The 15,884-nt window shown below is 65.7% G+C and carries 19 protein-coding genes; 8 read left to right on the top strand and 11 right to left on the bottom strand.

Annotated features, from left to right (window positions below; translation table 11 throughout):
• Nucleotides 1-46: 46 nt before the first annotated feature.
• Both AC0QDI_RS04445 and AC0QDI_RS04440 read right to left on the bottom strand, forming a co-directional pair.
• The gene (locus AC0QDI_RS04445) at nt 47-700 is read right to left on the bottom strand and encodes a DUF447 domain-containing protein (protein ID WP_474665598.1); all 654 of its coding nucleotides are present in this window, start codon (nt 698-700) and stop codon (nt 47-49) included.
• Entirely contained in the window at nt 697-1,548 is an 852-nt protein-coding gene (locus AC0QDI_RS04440; RefSeq protein WP_474665596.1) for a triphosphoribosyl-dephospho-CoA synthase, read from the bottom strand. Before AC0QDI_RS04440 ends, AC0QDI_RS04445 begins: the two co-directional genes overlap by 4 nt.
• A 126-nt stretch (nt 1,549-1,674) precedes the next feature.
• Between AC0QDI_RS04440 and AC0QDI_RS04435 the strand changes: the two genes are divergently transcribed.
• Complete coding sequence (locus tag AC0QDI_RS04435; RefSeq protein WP_474665594.1) at nt 1,675-2,019, top strand: cupin domain-containing protein; 345 nt, start codon at nt 1,675-1,677, stop codon at nt 2,017-2,019.
• A gap of 333 nt (nt 2,020-2,352) precedes the next feature.
• Here AC0QDI_RS04435 and AC0QDI_RS04430 read toward each other — a convergent pair whose 3' ends face one another.
• Complete coding sequence (locus AC0QDI_RS04430; protein ID WP_474665592.1) at nt 2,353-2,895, bottom strand: DUF7122 family protein; 543 nt, start codon at nt 2,893-2,895, stop codon at nt 2,353-2,355.
• Nucleotides 2,892-3,803 carry an RsmB/NOP family class I SAM-dependent RNA methyltransferase gene (locus tag AC0QDI_RS04425; RefSeq protein WP_474665590.1) on the bottom strand — a complete coding sequence of 304 codons (912 nt, stop codon included), beginning with the start codon at nt 3,801-3,803 and terminating at the stop codon, nt 2,892-2,894. Before AC0QDI_RS04425 ends, AC0QDI_RS04430 begins: the two co-directional genes overlap by 4 nt.
• A gap of 157 nt (nt 3,804-3,960) precedes the next feature.
• Here AC0QDI_RS04425 and AC0QDI_RS04420 point away from each other — a divergent pair, with 157 nt between their 5' ends.
• Complete coding sequence (locus tag AC0QDI_RS04420; protein WP_474665588.1) at nt 3,961-4,176, top strand: hypothetical protein; 216 nt, start codon at nt 3,961-3,963, stop codon at nt 4,174-4,176.
• Between the two features lie 88 nt (nt 4,177-4,264).
• Complete coding sequence (locus tag AC0QDI_RS04415) at nt 4,265-5,011, top strand: proteasome assembly chaperone family protein (protein WP_474665586.1); 747 nt, start codon at nt 4,265-4,267, stop codon at nt 5,009-5,011.
• 479 nt (nt 5,012-5,490) lie between these two features.
• On the opposite strand, the gene AC0QDI_RS04410 is transcribed toward AC0QDI_RS04415, so the two are convergent.
• A complete protein-coding gene (locus tag AC0QDI_RS04410) occupies nt 5,491-5,817 on the bottom strand; it encodes a DUF4870 domain-containing protein (RefSeq protein ID WP_474665584.1) in 327 nt (108 codons plus the stop codon).
• A 234-nt stretch (nt 5,818-6,051) separates the two neighbouring features.
• Between AC0QDI_RS04410 and AC0QDI_RS04405 the strand changes: the two genes are divergently transcribed.
• The 4 genes from AC0QDI_RS04405 (at nt 6,052) to AC0QDI_RS04390 (ending at nt 9,647) form a co-directional block, all read left to right on the top strand.
• Nucleotides 6,052-7,476, top strand: coding sequence for an amidase (locus tag AC0QDI_RS04405; RefSeq protein ID WP_474665582.1), 1,425 nt, complete (start codon nt 6,052-6,054; stop codon nt 7,474-7,476).
• A 125-nt stretch (nt 7,477-7,601) separates the two neighbouring features.
• Complete coding sequence (locus tag AC0QDI_RS04400) at nt 7,602-8,444, top strand: aldo/keto reductase (RefSeq protein WP_474665580.1); 843 nt, start codon at nt 7,602-7,604, stop codon at nt 8,442-8,444.
• Nucleotides 8,445-8,592: 148 nt separating this feature from the next.
• Nucleotides 8,593-9,363, top strand: coding sequence for a hypothetical protein (locus AC0QDI_RS04395; protein WP_474665578.1), 771 nt, complete (start codon nt 8,593-8,595; stop codon nt 9,361-9,363).
• A gap of 89 nt (nt 9,364-9,452) precedes the next feature.
• The gene (locus AC0QDI_RS04390; protein WP_474665576.1) at nt 9,453-9,647 is read left to right on the top strand and encodes a DUF7333 family protein; all 195 of its coding nucleotides are present in this window, start codon (nt 9,453-9,455) and stop codon (nt 9,645-9,647) included.
• Between the two features lie 137 nt (nt 9,648-9,784).
• Here the strand turns inward: AC0QDI_RS04390 and AC0QDI_RS04385 are convergent, their stop codons facing one another.
• A complete protein-coding gene (locus AC0QDI_RS04385; RefSeq protein ID WP_474665574.1) occupies nt 9,785-10,756 on the bottom strand; it encodes a phosphoadenosine phosphosulfate reductase family protein in 972 nt (323 codons plus the stop codon).
• A gap of 293 nt (nt 10,757-11,049) precedes the next feature.
• Between AC0QDI_RS04385 and AC0QDI_RS04380 the strand changes: the two genes are divergently transcribed.
• The gene (locus AC0QDI_RS04380; protein WP_474665572.1) at nt 11,050-11,790 is read left to right on the top strand and encodes an SDR family NAD(P)-dependent oxidoreductase; all 741 of its coding nucleotides are present in this window, start codon (nt 11,050-11,052) and stop codon (nt 11,788-11,790) included.
• 29 nt (nt 11,791-11,819) lie between these two features.
• On the opposite strand, the gene AC0QDI_RS04375 is transcribed toward AC0QDI_RS04380, so the two are convergent.
• The 5 genes from AC0QDI_RS04375 to AC0QDI_RS04355 form a co-directional block, all read right to left on the bottom strand.
• Nucleotides 11,820-12,146, bottom strand: coding sequence for a DUF7577 domain-containing protein (locus tag AC0QDI_RS04375; RefSeq protein WP_474665570.1), 327 nt, complete (start codon nt 12,144-12,146; stop codon nt 11,820-11,822).
• 148 nt (nt 12,147-12,294) lie between these two features.
• The gene (locus tag AC0QDI_RS04370) at nt 12,295-13,575 is read right to left on the bottom strand and encodes a PQQ-dependent sugar dehydrogenase (protein WP_474665568.1); all 1,281 of its coding nucleotides are present in this window, start codon (nt 13,573-13,575) and stop codon (nt 12,295-12,297) included.
• A gap of 235 nt (nt 13,576-13,810) precedes the next feature.
• Nucleotides 13,811-14,395 carry a DUF7110 family protein gene (locus AC0QDI_RS04365; RefSeq protein WP_474665566.1) on the bottom strand — a complete coding sequence of 195 codons (585 nt, stop codon included), beginning with the start codon at nt 14,393-14,395 and terminating at the stop codon, nt 13,811-13,813.
• Between the two features lie 119 nt (nt 14,396-14,514).
• On the bottom strand, nt 14,515-14,859 hold the full coding sequence (locus tag AC0QDI_RS04360; protein ID WP_474665564.1) for a glutaredoxin family protein: 345 nt from the start codon (nt 14,857-14,859) through the stop codon (nt 14,515-14,517).
• 162 nt (nt 14,860-15,021) lie between these two features.
• Nucleotides 15,022-15,819 carry a M14 family metallopeptidase gene (locus AC0QDI_RS04355; RefSeq protein WP_474665562.1) on the bottom strand — a complete coding sequence of 266 codons (798 nt, stop codon included), beginning with the start codon at nt 15,817-15,819 and terminating at the stop codon, nt 15,022-15,024.
• Between the last annotated feature and the right edge of the window lie 65 nt (nt 15,820-15,884).

Genomic DNA, 15,884 nt, shown 5'->3' with positions numbered 1-15,884 from the left:
TCTTCGCCGCTCCGGAATGTCGATCGAGTCGCTCCTCGCGTCGAGGCTACCAACTCGAGTGCTCCCGCACGCGCTCGAGCGCCTCGCGCTCGCGCGGTCCCCCGGCCCGATCGACGACGGAGGCGCAGTGGGCGAGCCGATCGCGGAGTTCGGCTTCGTCGTAGCCCGCGACCGAGAGCCGCGAGGCGGCGACGGTCGCCTCGACGACGGCTCCGAACCCGCGGTCGATCGTCGGGACCCGTTCGCTCACGACCGCTGACTCGAGCGGGGTGAGCGTCCACGCCTCCCAGTCGGTGCCGCCGTCGGTTCCGGACTCGACGCGCTCGACGCTCACGCGCGCCCACGCGCTCGCTGACTCGAGGATCGGCCCCTCGCGTTCGACGATCGAGAGGGCGGCGTCGGCGAAGTCGACGGGATCGTCGACGAACTGGACGTAGCCCTCGCCCTGCCGGTGGAAGTTCCGGCGAGTACGAGTATTCCTCCAGGTCCGTGCGGTGACGGGATGGCCGGCGCGAAGGCCGAGCGCCGCGGCGTTCCACAGACCGTTCGGTCCCAGCGTGGTCACGACCGACTCGGTGACGCCCGAGAGGGCGACGGGCCACTCCGCCGGTGCGGGTTCGTCGCGTTCGCTTTCGGCCGTTCCAGTGGCACGATCGTCGTCCGCCGCTGGGCTCTCACGCGTCGTCCGATCGTCGGTCATAGCTCGATCGCCCCGCGCTCGAGCGCGACGAACAACCCGGCTGCGGTGACGTCCGCCGTGGTCCCCGGGTTGATCCCGCGCTCGACGAGGTCGTCGGCGAAGCCCTCGACGGCGTCGCGATCCGTCTCGAGGGCGTCGGCCGCGACCAGTTCCGCGGCGCGGTCGGTCACCTCCCGGGCGGTCGCCTCGTCGTGGCGCGTCGAGACGAGGGTGTCGGGCCGCTCGGCGAGCAGCGAGAGGAAGACCGCCGCGGTCCGCTCCGAGACCGTGCCGTCAGCTCCGGCGAGCCGTTCGGCGGCCGCAAACGACCGATCGAATCCCCGGAGCCACTCGCGAGCGACGTCGTCTCCCGGGACGCTTCGCTCCATGACGTCGAACAGCGTCAGCCCGCGCGCCTCGAGGGCCGGGATCGCGTCCGCGCCGCGGCGCACGTCGAGGGCCGTCATGTCCTCGGGCGGCTCGTCGACCCCGACGTCGACGTGGTCGAACGCGCGGTAGAACGACGCGGCGTCGCCGACGGTCGTCTCCCGAACGACGGCCTCGGCGACGGGCTGGGACAGATCCTCGCGGGCGGCTCGCACGAGCGGGACGAGCAACAGGAGCGCCCCGAACTGCGTGTTTCCCCCCTCCTGAGCGGCCATCTCCTCGACGGCCCGCTCGAACGACGCTCCGACCGCAGCCCCGTCAGCCGCCAGCTCGAGCCCCTCGCGGGCCCCCACCGCTCCGGCGAGGAAGTGTTCGAACCGCAGCTCCGCGAGGTCGTGGTGGCGGTCGACGTTGCCCGGTTTGGGCGTCCCCGCGACCTCGAGGAGCAACGCCAGTTCCGCGTTCTGTGCCGGCGATCGCATACGTCTCGCTGCGTGCCGGGACGGCTTAGGGATGGGGGTTGTCGCGCTCGGCCGATCTCGAGTGGCCGTCGCGCGGGCGGGTTCGTCGTCCCCCTGATTTAAGTCTCGAAACGAAAACGATGGGGTATGGGCTACGATACCGCAGCCAAGACCGATCCGGACTCAGTCGTCGACGAGGAGTGGGGCGGCATGTGGTTCCTCAAGGAGGAACTCGATACGGACGAACTCGGCATCTCCGTGCTCGAACTCGAGCCCGGTGGCAAGGGGATGGAACACGCCGAGGCCGAGTCCGGACAGGAAGAGGTGTACTACGTGGTCGCCGGGACGGTCGACATCGAGCTTCCCGACGCGGACGAGACGGTGACGCTCGAGACGGATGAGGCGATTCGACTGGACCCCGAGGAGACCCGACAGATCCACAACCGCGGCGACGAGCGCGCGAAGCTCGTGCTGGTCGGCGCACCCCTGTAACCGCGGGGATAGGCGGTCGATCACACGGAGGCCGAATTTGCTGATCGACGTGCTCCAAGGCGGGCAGATGAGAAGATTCGTCCTGATATCGTGACAAAAGGGGACTACCACGCCCTCCCCAGCCGATTCGTTCACTGCGTTCACTCATGCCTCGCGCAGTATCATCGGCTGTCCTCGCTGGCTCGCGGTCCCCTGCGGTCTCCGCTCACATTTCGAGGCGCTCACTGTGGTCGCGCCTCGCGACGCTCGGCCAGCCGACAGCGCGCGCCACTGCACACCAGATGGTTGGAACGGAGTGATAGTGTCGCCACGGAAACGGCGGTTCGGGGACCGTCAGGACTCGAGGTCGCGCTGTCGCCCCTTCGGCACCATCGAGCGCAGTTCGCCGTGGACGTAGAGGCCGACGCCGAGCGGTTCGCGCTCACCGGCGATCTCGTGGGCGGCGACGAGATAGCCCCAATCGCCGTTCCACTCGAGTTCCTGGTCCTCGCCGGTTGCGAACCGCCGCGCCTGCTCGCGCTCGAGTTCGATCACGCACTCGGTCGCGTACTGGCCGAAGCGCTGGACGAAGTCCGTCGTGGGCTTCCAGTGTTCCTGTCGGGTCCGCAGACAGGTCATGCCGATCGCCTCGATTTCGATCGGCGTCGGCGCGTCGCCGGCGTAGATCCAGATCTTGCCCGCGCCCTTCTCCCAGAACGTGTAGTCGTCGAACGTCTCGGGCGTGATTCCGAATCGATCCGCGAAGAGGTCGACGACCTCCTCGCGCGTGGCCCGTCCCTCGACGGTTCGCTCCGCTTCGGTCGCGGGCAGTCGATCGAACCGCTGGCCGTCGTTCGTCTCCGACGCGGTGCCGTCGCCGTCTCGGTCGTCGCTCATTCGGCGGTCACCTCCAGTTTCGCGACGAAGAAGCCGCCCGTGTCGTTCTGGTGGGGGTAGAGCCGGGCCGCGTTCGAGAGACTCGAGTCGAACTCGTCGCCGTCCCACTCGGTCAGTCCCGACGAGTGCTCGAGGTCGAGGTCGAAATCGACGACGCGGCAGGATTCGGTCTCGAGCGCGTGCTGGACGATAGCTTCGTTCTCCTCGGGCGCGAAGGTACACGTCGAGTAGACGACGGTCCCGCCCTCGCGAGTGGCCTGGATCGCACGCCGAACGATCCCCTTCTGGATACCCGCGACGGAGGAGACGTGGCCCTCCGACCAGTTGTCGAGCGCGTCGGGATTCTTCCGGATCGTCCCCTCGCAGGAACAGGGCGCGTCGACGAGTGCGCGGTCGAACTCGTCGAAGTCGAAGCGCTCGAGCGAGTAGTTCCGGGCGTCGGCGTTGGTCACCGCGAGACTTGACGCGCCGAGTCGCTCGGCGTTGAATCGCAGCGCCGAGATACGCCCGAGGTTGTTGTCGTTCGCGACGACCGTTCCCCGATCGTCCATCAGCGCCGCGATCTGGGTCGCCTTCCCGCCGGGGGCGGCACAACAGTCCCAGACCCGATCGCCGGGCTCGGGATCGAGGACGACCGGCGGCACCGCCGAGACCTCCTCCTGGCCGTGGGTAAAGCCGTGAAAGGAGGTCCACGTCGAACCCGGCGAGTCGATATCGAGGGTCAGGACGCGCGGGTTCCAGTCGGCCTGGTCGTAGCCGACGCCCTCTCCGTCGAGGGCCGCGAGCGTCCGCTCGACGGAGGCCTTGATCGTATTGACGCGGACGGCGTTACCGAGCGGCCGCTCGCAGGCCGCCAGAAAGGCGTCGAAGTCGTCGATGATCGGTCGATACCGCTCGAGTGGCTCCATCGAGCGCGGATTCGAGTGCGGGGCGCTTGTGGGTTTCGAAGGCGAGGGGAGCGAAACGTCGCTACGGTCACGGCTGTGTACCGCTGCCTATCCCAGCGGATCTCTCAATAGGCCTCCTAGAAACCGCTTTCAGCGAGGGCGAGAGACGTGCGTTCGTATGTCAACGGGTTCACCGAGCGACGACGAATCGGCGCGGACGCAGGCGGCCCTGGAGTCGCGGGACCGTTCGATCGAGTGCCCCCTCTGTCAGCTGACTGGCGAAAGCCAGGACCGCGTCTATCGCCACCTCCAGGTCGGTCATCGGAAGAGCGCGATCGCCGACGCGCTCGTCGACGCGGTGTCGACTCGAGTGGACGCACCCCTCTCCGAGTGAGGACGTCGAGCCGTCGGCGACGACGCCCGGCCGTTCGCGCCGGCGTGCCGCCCTCGATTTTATGTCGCTGACAGTCATCGGTCTGAGCATGGCAGAAATTCGGCTTCAGGGACCGGAAGCGGAGTTGGAGAACCCCACGCTCGTCGAGGGGTTCCCGGGCGTCGGTCTCGTCGGGAAAATCGCGACCGATCACCTCGTCGAGGAACTCGAGATGCGCTACTACGCGAGCGTTCACTGCGAGGGATTACCGCGGATCGGTGTCTATCGGAGCGGTGACCGAACGGCGCGTCCCCCGGTGCGGCTCTACGTCAGCGAGGAGCACGATCTGATCGCCCTCCAGAGCGACGCGCCGATCGCCTCGCAGGCGGTCGAGAGCGTCGCCGACTGCCTGACCGGCTGGATCGTCGAGCGGGGGGCTGCGCCGATCTACCTGAGCGGGCTCCCCGCCGAACGCGACGGCGAGAACCGGCCCGCACTCTACGGGATCGCGACCGGCGACGGCGGCGAGCGACTCGAGGGGTCCGACATCCCGATTCCGTCGGAAGACGGCGTCATCACCGGTCCGACGGGGGCGCTCATCAACCGCGCCGCGCAGGAAGACTACGGCAGCCTCGGCCTCGTCGTCGAGTGCAGCCCGCAGTTCCCCGACCCCGAAGCCGCGAGCGTCCTGCTCGAGGACGGTATCGCGCCGGTCGCCGACCTCGAGATCGACGTGACGGAACTCGTCGACCGCGCCGAAGAGATTCGGGCGAAACGGGAGGAGTTGGCCCAGCAGATGCAGGCGATCGGCCAGGACGAGAGCTCGCAGGCCCAGCCGCTCCGGATGTACCAGTAGCAGTAGTCGGTAGGGGTTCGCTATTCGGGATGCACCGCGAAACTCACGCAGGGTCGAGGAACGCGACGTTTCACGCTGACCGATCACCCGCCGTGCGGTGACGCGCTATCGAGCGACGAACGACGGTGAATCGCGAGACGACATCAGTGCGTCGGATGAGTGAGCGAGCACAGCGGGCGGCCGGGAGGGGAAGGCGCGGAAACGTCCCGTGCCCACGAAAACGGACATTTTCTCACTCGTCTCCACCAGAATACCCCGTTCGGTACACGCTCCGCCTCTCGCATGCAAGTACTATCAGCCGCTGTCGGTACCAACCGGGCCACCAGTCGTTACGGGGAGGTGTCGGAGAACGAAACGGACACAGTTGCTCTCACTACTGTATCGAAAGAGCGCATCCACCCTCGGTTGACAATCACGTCTACTACGACGGTCTGCAGTTACGGCTTGCCTCACGCCGGACTATACTACGGCGGCCCGTCTCAGATGATACTCGGCGTGTAGGGGTACGAGTAAATCTCACCGTCGTTGGCTTTCACTGTCGCGATAATGACCAGAATAAGGTCCACTAATGCGACCAGCGGGAACAAGAAGAACCCGATGAGGACCACCAGTAGTAGACCGGAAATAATGAACGCGATAGCGATCATTATCTGAAAATTCAATGAGTTTTTGGCGTTCTCTTTGACAAGTGTGTCACCGTCGTCCGCGAGTAACAGAATAAGCAACGGGCCGAGAAATGCTGCAACTAGTGATGATACGTGCGCCAATGCTGCTAACGTGGTGTCTCCGTCCGAATCAGTCGACATATCTCACTCATTACATACATCGTATATAAGAGCTAGGGCGAGTGAGCGGAATAGTGACCGTTCGAACTGCTCGCTCATAAAGAAGTGTCCCTACTGGAAGCGAGGTCAGATCAGCCCTGCCGCCGCGCGCTCGAGGACGGTGGACTCGGAAGTCGACCGGCGTGCTACGATTCACACCACGCCGTCTCGAAAGTCAAGCTAACGTATATCACGACACCGGGTGGTCCTAGCGGTATGTCACGCCAGACGGAACTCACGCGGGCTTCTGCGGCGGAACTCGCCGACCGAATCCGGAGCGGGGACGTGACGGCTACCGAAGCCGTCGAGGCGCACCTCGAGCGAATCGACGAGCGAGACGACGAAATCAACGCCTACGTCACGGTCTGCGCGGAGCATGCGCGCGAAGCCGCAGCCGAGGCCGATCGGGCGCTGGACGGGGGTGAAGACGTGGGTCCGCTCCACGGTGTCCCGCTCGCGCTGAAAGATCTCGGCTCGGAGAAGGAAGGGATCCGCCACACGTACGGGTCGGCGCTGTTCTCGGACCACGTCGCGGATCGGACCGCGGCGATCGTCGAGCGCCTCGAGGACGCCGGTGCGATCGTGATCGGGAAGACGAACACGCCGGAGCTGGGTCACAAGGGGACGACCGACAACGAGGTGGTCGGCGCGACGGCGTCGCCGATCGACACCGAGCTGAACGCGGGCGGCTCCTCCGGCGGCTCGGCGGCGGCCCTCGGTGCCCGCATGGCTCCGATCGCGACGGGTAGCGACGCGGGCGGCTCGCTGCGCATTCCCGCCGCGGCCTGCGGCGTCTACGGGTTCAAACCGACGTTCGGGCTGGTACCCGACGACGGCCGGCCGAGCGCGTTCGGCCGGGAGATCCAGCACACGACGAAGGGGCCGATGACCCGGACCGTGGAAGACGCCGCGCTCATGCTGTCGCTGATGGGCGGCCCGCATTCGGCCGACCCGAATAGCGTTCCGATCGATATCGACTACCTCGACGCGCTCGAGCGGCCGATCGACGACTACCGGATCGCGTACAGCTCGGATCTCGACGTCTTTCCGGTCGCCGACGAGGTGCGGGCTGTCGTCGACGAGGCCGTCACCGCGCTGGCCGACGCCGGCGCGACGGTCGACGAAATCTCGCTCGACCACGGCTACTCGATGGGCGACCTGAGCGAGGCCGCGCTGCCGGCGTACACGAGTTCCGTCCTCGAGAGTGCGACGATCGTCGAGGAAGCCCACGGCGTCGACTTTCGGGAGCGCTCCGACGAGGTCTCCGACAGTCTGCTCGCGATGCTCCACATCGCGGACGAGTACGGCCCCGCGGACGCCGCCCGATCCGGGATCGTTCGGACGGGCGTCTACGACGCCGTCGAGGACGTGCTGGCCGACTACGACTTGCTCGTGGCACCGACGCTCTCGCGAGCCGACGTGGAGCTAGACGCCGACCTCGGGGCCGAGGCCTGGGAGTGGCCGATGACTTGGCCGTTCAACTGGACCGGCCACCCCGTCGCTTCCGCGCCCGCGGGGCTGACCGAGCGCGGCTACCCCGTCGGCCTCCAGGTCGTCGGTCGTCGATTCGCCGACGACGACATCCTCGCGGCGAGCGCGGCGCTCGAGCGCGAGCGACCGTGGGACCACCTGTACGAGTAACGGCGAGCGCTATTGGTCCGAGTTAACGGCCCACATGAAACGTTTACCCGCGAACTTCGCTGTCGTAACCCGAATCGCTCTCCGCAACCCAAACCCATTTTCGCGTTCTCCTCCACCGTTCGCACATGGTAACAGAAGACGCCGACGCGATCGCTCCGGGGACGTGCCCGACCGCCAACGGCATGCCGATGCTCGGGCTCGGCACGTGGGAGAACGACGACGCCGAGCAGTGCGCCGAGAGCGTCCGCACGGCCCTCGAGACGGGCTACCGTCACATCGACACCGCGCAGGCGTACCGAAACGAGGACGCGGTCGGCGACGGTATCGCGGCAGCGGACGTCGACCGCGAGGAGATCTTCCTCGCGACCAAGGTCTGGATCTCGAAACTGGACCACGACGCCGTCATAGAGTCCACCCGCGACAGCTTAGACCGCCTCGGCGTCGACTCCGTCGACCTGCTGTACGCCCACTGGCCGTCCGGTGAGTACGACGCCGAGGAGACGCTGTCGGCGCTGTCGGAACTGTACGACGACGGGCTGATCGAGAACGTCGGGGTCAGCAACTTCCTCCCCGAAAATCTCGAGGTAGCCGTCGACGTCTGCGATGCGCCGATCTTCGCAAATCAGGTCGAACTCCACCCGATGCTCCCTCAGGAGGAGATCCGAGAGGCCTGTGACAACTACGACGTGGAGGTCGTCGGCTACTCGCCGCTGGCCCGCGGACAGGTGTTCGACCGGCCCGAGATTCAGGACGTCGCGGAGAAACACGGCGTCACCGAGGCGCAGGTTAGCCTCGCCTGGGCGCGCGAAAAGGGAGTCACGACGATTCCGAAGGCGACCGGCGCGGACCACATCGGCGACAACTGGGAATCCCTGACCGTGGAACTCGATCGGGAGGATATCAACACGATCGACGCGATCGACGAGACGAGCCGTCAGGTCGACCCCGACTTCGCCCCCTGGAACTGATCGGCGACAGCGGCTCTCGCGGCGTTCATCTGGATCCCCGTTCACCGTTGATAGCCGCTGTGCGGACTCACAGCGGGGCTATCATCGATATATCATCTGGAAAGAAAAAGCAGGAAAGTTTACGGTACACCGGCTTTTTGGCTCGCGTATGTCTACCCGCTCACAACGCGGTGGCGGCGGTGGGCTCGTCGGCGCGATCAAGGCCGACGTTCGGCGGTTACACGGGGCCTGGATGGAGATCGTCTTCCCCAGGCAACGCGGCCGCGGTCACTCCGTCATGGGCAAGTGGAAGCCCGAGTCCCTCCCGCAGAAGATCGCCTATCACGGCTGGAGCGTGCTCGGGGTCATCGGCTTGCTCTTCCTCTATCCGTTGACTGTACTCGGTCTCGGAACCCGCTTTTACGCGGCGAAACTCGACTCGACCAGGACCAGACTGGGCATCGTCGGCGTCACCGGCGTTGCACTGCTCGGCTGGGGACTCCTGACGATCGCCTGGGGTGCGATGTCGTACATGGATCAGGTCGAGATCCCCCTCGAGGCGGTCCTCGCGGTCGCAGCGGCGAGCGGCGTCGCGACGGTTTCGACCGCTCTCGCCGCGACGTTCTCGAAGATCGGCGGCCGCGCCACGACGGCCGTCCTCGCGTACCCGTTCGCGATGACGGCGCTGTTTCTCCCGCCCGTCGTCGCCGCGCTCGTCACGCCGTCGCTGCATCCCTACGTCCTCGATCCCAGCTACGAATTCGCCGTCTGGGCGCTCGACAACGTGTTGTTCGTCGGCGGTCTGAGCGACTATCTGCGCGACAATTACACGCTCGAGGGGCCGGCCTACGCCGCGATGTGGGTCGGGATCTCGTTCCCGCTGGGCTGGTTCCTCGGAACCGTCGTGGCACTGGCGAATCTGGTTCGTCCGTCGCAGTAGTTCGGTCGCCGCGGCTTCGTTTCGTCTTCCTCGATGAACGGCCTGCCGATTCCCGACAGCATTAGGCATCGGATTCCCAAGGGTCACGCATGGAGTTCGATCTTCCTACGACCGCTGCCGCGTTTATCGCTGTCATCGCAATCGGCGTCGTTGGCCTAATCGCAGCGCCGATGATGGGGATGGACACCGTACTGATGATGGTCGCACCGTCGATGATCGTCTTCGGGCTCATCATGCTGGGGCTCGGCATCAAACACGGCGAGTACCGGACGACGGGCCGGTAGCGACGGACGGAGATATCGCTCGAGACGAATACTCTCGTCGGACGGAGGAGAGCCGGCTCGTATTACCACTCTCTCGAACGAACGAAAACGGAGAACATCGGTAGTTGCGCGTCAGTCGGCGGTCGACCGCCGTCGGTCTACATGTAGCCCAGATCGCGCAGGCGCTCCATCAGGTCCTCTTTGTCCTGGGCGCGGCCCGCGCGCTCGGTGGTTCCCTCGAGGTCCTGCAGCCAGGCGGGCTCCTGGTCGCTCTTCTCGGTGCTGACTTCGCTGCCCAGCGAGCGGAAGCCGGCGAAGTACTTCGGCGAGATCGGGATGTCGTCCTGTTCGACGCCCTCGGGGAGGTCGGTGTCGCTTTCGGGAACGTAGCCTTCCTCGGGGAAGTTCTCGACCGTGTCCGGCACCGCGAAGTTCCAGAAGGCGTCCCAGACGGCCGCCTCGTCGAACTGCAGGATGGGCTGGATACGATCGTGGGGCGGGTAGATGTCCGGATCGTGGCGCGGCGAGAAGAACGTCTCGTCGGCGCGGGCCTCCTGTTCGTCCCAGCGGACGCCGCTGATGACGCCGTCGATGTCGTACTCCTCGAGCGCGTCGTTGAGCGCGACCGTCTTGAGCAGGTGGTTGCCCACGTAGGTGTCGAGCAGGAAGGGGAACGTGTCCTCCTCGTACTCGAGAATGTCGTCGACGTGATGTCGGTTGTGCTCGGAGAGTTCCGAGATGTCGATGTCGTCGCCGGGCTCGAGTCCGCGTTCGTCGACGTACTCGCCGACGTCCTCGTTTCGCGCGTAGATGACTTCGAGGTCCCACTCGTCGGCCCAGTGGTCGACGAAGTCGTGAATCTCGTCGAAGTGTTGGTAGTGGTCGATGAAGACCGCGGGCGGTACCTCGAGATCGAATCGGTCGGCGACCTCCTTGATGAAGTACAGCGTGAGCGTCGAGTCCTTACCGCCGGTCCACATGACCGCCGGGTTCTCGTACTCCTCGAGGCCCTCGCGCGTGACCTCGATCGCTTTCTCGATTTTGTCCTGAATGTGGGGATACTCCTCTGGATCTTCGCCTTCGCCGTCGGAATAGTCGACGTTCACGTAGTCGGGGAAGTTCTCGGCCATCTCGTAATTAGATATAATTAGGAGATGTAAATCCTTTGGGTCGCCGGAAAGCTCTGTCGGCATCCCGGACCGAGTGGGTCGTCGCGGTTCGGTCGTCAGCGATACGTCGACGCGGAATTTCGGACGTCGCGTCCTTCGTGGTCCGGCCGTGAACTCGAGTCGAGCGGCGAAAGGGGAGACGGTGTCGGAGGTGCCGGCAAATGTCGCTCCCGCAATGGGGGAACGTCTCGTCACGGACCCGTCGCGCTGTCCGCTGGCGAACGTATTACTTCGTGGCTCTCGACTATCACCGTATGACGACTCTCACCGACGAGACGATCATCGTGACCGGCGCGAGCAAGGGACTCGGACGCTCGATGGCGCTGCACCTCTCGGAACGCGGGGCGAACGTCGTCCTCGTGGCCCGTAGCGAAGACGACCTCGAGGCCGTGGCCGACGCGGCGGACGGCGAGACGCTGGTCGCGCCGGCGGACGTTCGCGACGCCGATGCCGTCGACCGCGTCGTCGAGTCGACGGTCGACCGCTTCGGTGGGATCGATACGCTGATCAACAACGCCGGGATCTCGGGGCTCAGTTTCGGCGAGGATCGCCGGTCGCTGGTCGAGACGAGCGAAGACGAGTGGGACCGGATTATGGACGTCAACGTGAAAGGGGTCTACCTGTTCACCAAACGCGTCCTCGAGGCGATGCTCGAGAGCGAGCAAGAGTCGGGGAACGTTTGCAACGTCTCTTCGGGCCTCGGCCGCCACGCGATTCCGGACGCCGCAGCGTACATCACGTCGAAGTGGGGCCTCGAGGGGTTCACGCAGGGAGTCGCGCTCGAGGTCGAAGACGACGGAATCAACGTCAACGCGATCGATCCCGGCGGCCGGGTGAACACGCGGATCTGGGAACACTTGCCCGACGCTGAGCGCGAGGAGATCCTGCAACCCGACGTGATGGACGACGCGGCCGCGTTGCTGGCCGCGCAGGGACCGAACGGCGTCACCGGCGAGTCGATGACCGCCGCGGAGTGGGAAGACCGACTCGAGTGACGAGCGACGGGGCCGCGCCGAACCGGCCGTCAGGGTGACTCGAACCGGTGTCGACAGCCGTGACAGTACGTTACACCCGCTCGGTTCGACGTTCCACACGCGGGACACCGAACCGTCGACGAGCCGTCGGCCTCGACCCCCATCTCGTTCGCTAACACGGCGAGTACGTCGTCGTACTTCGTGATGTCGCGAGCGTCGTCACGTCCTCGCGTTCGCGCCCACTCGTTGATCAGATCGTCGTCCCGCAGCCGTTCGAGCCCCCGGACCAGTCCCAGAAAGCAAAGCGTCGGGGCGATCATCACGAAGGCCGCCACGGCGAGGCGGCCGAGGAGCGCGTACGGGCCCGGATCGTCCATACTCGTCGTTCGCCATCGGGACTACAAACGTCTATCGCCGGTCGGACGGCCGCAGCAGGCGGATTCCTCCTCGCTCGTCGGACTTTCCGTCACCGGCGTTCGTCCGCGGTGTGCGTAATTCGTGCGACGAGGTTCGTGCGAGACACACTCACGTAGCGGGGACGACGCGGAAGACCCCGCCCCCGCCGGTACCCGTGCCGAGCGCGTACACCTCTCCGTCGTCGTCGCGACCGAAGGAGAGCAGTCGCTCGAGGGATGGTTCGCCGTCGATCTCGAGGACGGTGGTCGACCACGGATCGTCGCCGTCGTCGGGACGAGTGGCGGCGAACAGTCGCCCCTCGGGCAGGAAGTCGCCGAAGACGTACGCGCCCTCCAACGCCGGAAGTGTCGAACCGCGGTAGACGTAGCCCCCGATGACCGACACGCCGCTGACCGCCGATTCCGTCGGCGGGTGCGGATACTCGATGATCGGATCGCGGAACGGTTCGCCCCCGCCGTCGCGTTCGGCGGAGCGGTCCGGACAGGTCTCCTCCCGGTAGCAGTGTGTCCCCTCTCTGACGTTCCAGCCGTAGTTCCCGCCCTTCTCGAGCCGGTTGACTTCCTCGTAGTCGCTCTCGCCGACGTCCGCGACGAAGCAGTCGCCGTCGTCGAACGAGAGCCGCCAGGGGTTCCGAAAGCCCCACGCGTAGTACTCGTCGAGGCCCGTCCGTCCAACGAGCGGGTTGTCGTCGGGGACGGCGTACGCTCGATCGGCCGTCCGGTCGTCGACGTCGAGTCGCAGAACGCTTCCCAGAAAGTCCGTCGTGACGTCTTGACCGCCGCCGCCACCGCCGCCACCCGCGCCGATGCCGGCGTAGAGGAACCCGTCCGGTCCGAACGCGAGATCGCCGCCGTTGTGGAAGTCCGCTGGTTGGGGGATCTCGAGGACGACGCGTGCGCTGTCTCGCCGAACCCTCCTGCCGTCGTCGGTCGCCCGGAACGACGCGAGGATGCCCGTGTGGTCGAACTCCGCCGGCGTCCCGGATCGGCGCGGGACGCTGCAGTGGACGAACAGCCGGCGGTTCTCGGCGAAATCCGGATGGAGCGTCGCGCCCAGCAACCCGCGTTCACCGCCGGTAACGACGGTTCCGCGAAGATCGAGAAACGGCTCGTCGCGGAGTCCGTCCGATTCGTGAACGAAGATGCGGCCGCCGCGACAGGCGACGTATCGCCGGTCCGAACCGGGGGCGAACTCGAGCGCCAGCGGCATCTCCAGTCCGTCGATCAGCGTCTCGAGCCCGACCGCGTTCGGGAGTCGATCGATCGCGTCCAGTGCGTTCGGCGCCGTGGCATCGCCGGCTCGAGACCGTCTCGCGAAGCCGGCGAGACCCGCCGTCGCGCCGACGGCTGCGCCCGTCAGGAATCGCCGTCGGCTGGTGAGGGGTTCCATGGAGGGGGTCGTACAGGCTCGAGGGGGATATAGACCTATCCGGTCGCGATGAACGCTGTTCGCACTCGAAGAGTCAGGATCGCGTTGTCGAGGCGTCGGTGGCCGCCGCTATTCGTCGATGCGTCGAGGCGAGCGATCGGTTCCCGATTCGCTCGGACGGACCGTTGTCAGTCAGCTCCGGCGCACCCGCGGACCGGCCTGCGATCGCTGCTGTAGATCGTTACGACAGACCGTCTCAGTCCGTGATGAACTTGTTGTCCCGCCAGTTGACGCCGCCCTCACCCGAGCCGCGGTCGCGGGGTCCTTCGACGACTTCGATGTCGGCCGGTCGGGGTTCGCCGTCGACGATCCGGGTCGCGTCGAGGTCCCCGTCGCGCTCCGAGATCGCGGTCAGGGTGCCCTTCTCGGCCGCTTCGGCGATCTCACAGAGAACGAGGAACATCTCGTATTGCAACAGCGAGTTCTGGAGGACGGTCTCTCGGTCACCCTTGAAGGCGGCGAACTCGACGAGTTCGGATTCGATCTCTTCTTCTTCCTCCTCGTCCCAGCTGAAGGACTTCTGTCGCCGCTCGTCGGGATCTTCCTCGTAGACCCGATTTTCCGTGACGCTGGCCTTGAGCTGTGCCGTCGGCGTGTACTTGCTGACGGACTGGTCCTCGGCGACGGCTTTGAGAATGAGCGTATTGTTCCGTCGCGTGATTTCGACGTCGGTGATCCCGTCAGGGTACTTCGCCTCGTCGATGTGCTCGCGGAGGTCTTCGAGGGGCAGTTCGAGTGTCGAGTGCAGCCGATATACGTGTCTGGATTCCTCTGTTGACATTGTGGGGGAGGTGTGTACGGCGATAGTCGTGATCTACTAGTACGAGGGCGTGACTTATATGACCTGCTATTGAATGTGTGAAATATCAGTTATGGTAAATATTTTGAGCGTTCGTCTCGTTACGCGGCGTTGAGCGTCTCAGCGAGCTCATCACGCTCCTCGAGTTCCTCGAGGATGTCGGAGCCGCCGACGAACTCGCCGTCGACGAACGTCTGCGGGATGGTCTCCCAGTCGCTGCGTTCGGACAGCGCCCCCCGGAACTCGTCGAGCGACTCGAGAACGTCGACGGTCTCGAACTCGTCGCGGTGCTGGCCGATCAGCCCGAGCGCCTTGCGGGAGTAGCCACACTGGGGCATCAGTTCGGTTCCCTTCATGAAGAGCACGACCTCGTTCTCCTCGAGCGCCGTGGCGACCTGCTCGTTGACCTCCTCCTGGTCGAGACCCTGATTCGGTGGGAATTCCATACTCCCCCGTACGGCAGTGCGGGGGATATGCCTTGCGCCATCGACGCTCTCGATGCGGGAACTGCGGCCTGCCGCGTGGGCGAGCGAAAGCGAGTCGGGAACGAATGGCGGTCGGAGACGGAACGAACGGTGGCCGGGTGGAGGTGTCTCGCGGCTGCTGGCTCAGTCCGCCGTCGCGGGCGTTTCGAGCACGTCCACTTTCTCGGCGCTGTAGCCGAAGACGTTCCGGTAGCCGTTCGACGACATGAGGACAGGGTAAAACGATTCGTCGGCGACCTGCTGCTCGCCGTCCGCGGCGGCGAACGGCGCGCCGGCCTCGACCTCCGTGAAGTTCTCGACGAACACTTCGTAGGTGTCGGCCTGATCCTTCCGGATAACGTCGGTGAGCCGGTAGATCGGCAGGTCGCGGCGGACGGTGTCGCCGGGCAACGCGCCCACTGCGGTGAGGAACGATCGCGTCAGTCGGTCGGCGTTCTCGGCGGCTGTCTCCGATCCCTGCAGCCCGCACTCGACTTCGATGGTGTCGATCGCGGAGAAGAGTCGTCCCTCCGCGAAGTTACTCGTCTCGACCATCGCCGCGACGGGTAGTTGCGGGACGATATCTTTCGCCGTCTCGTTGACCCCGTTAACGATCGCGAAGGGGTCGGCGTGGCTCTGCGTGGAGTGCATCGAGAAGGTTAGACAGCCGTCGAGTTCGTCGACGAGTTCGTGTGCGAGCCGTCCCTCGTGCGTCTTCGCGTCCGGACTGCCGGGGAACGCTCGGTTGAGATCCTCGTCGACGAACCGCACCTGTCGCTCGAGCGCCGTTTCGTTGGCGACGATGAGTTTGACGGGCCGTTCGACGGTCGGTTGGTCGTCGAGAAGGCGTTCGATCGCCCGGACGCCACAGGGTTCGTCCCCGTGGACGCCCGCGACGACTGCGATTTCCGGCGTTCCCGACCCCAGCTGTGCGACTCTCATTACTAGTTAGTTCGGCTGAAAGGGGAAAGGCGATTCGGTCTTTCACAGCGTCGACCGATCGCAGG

It is taken from the genome of Natrinema sp. LJW11, assembly GCF_056135975.1.
Note: the sequence above shows the minus strand (reverse complement) of the source record. Positions and strands in the feature narration are given on the sequence as shown.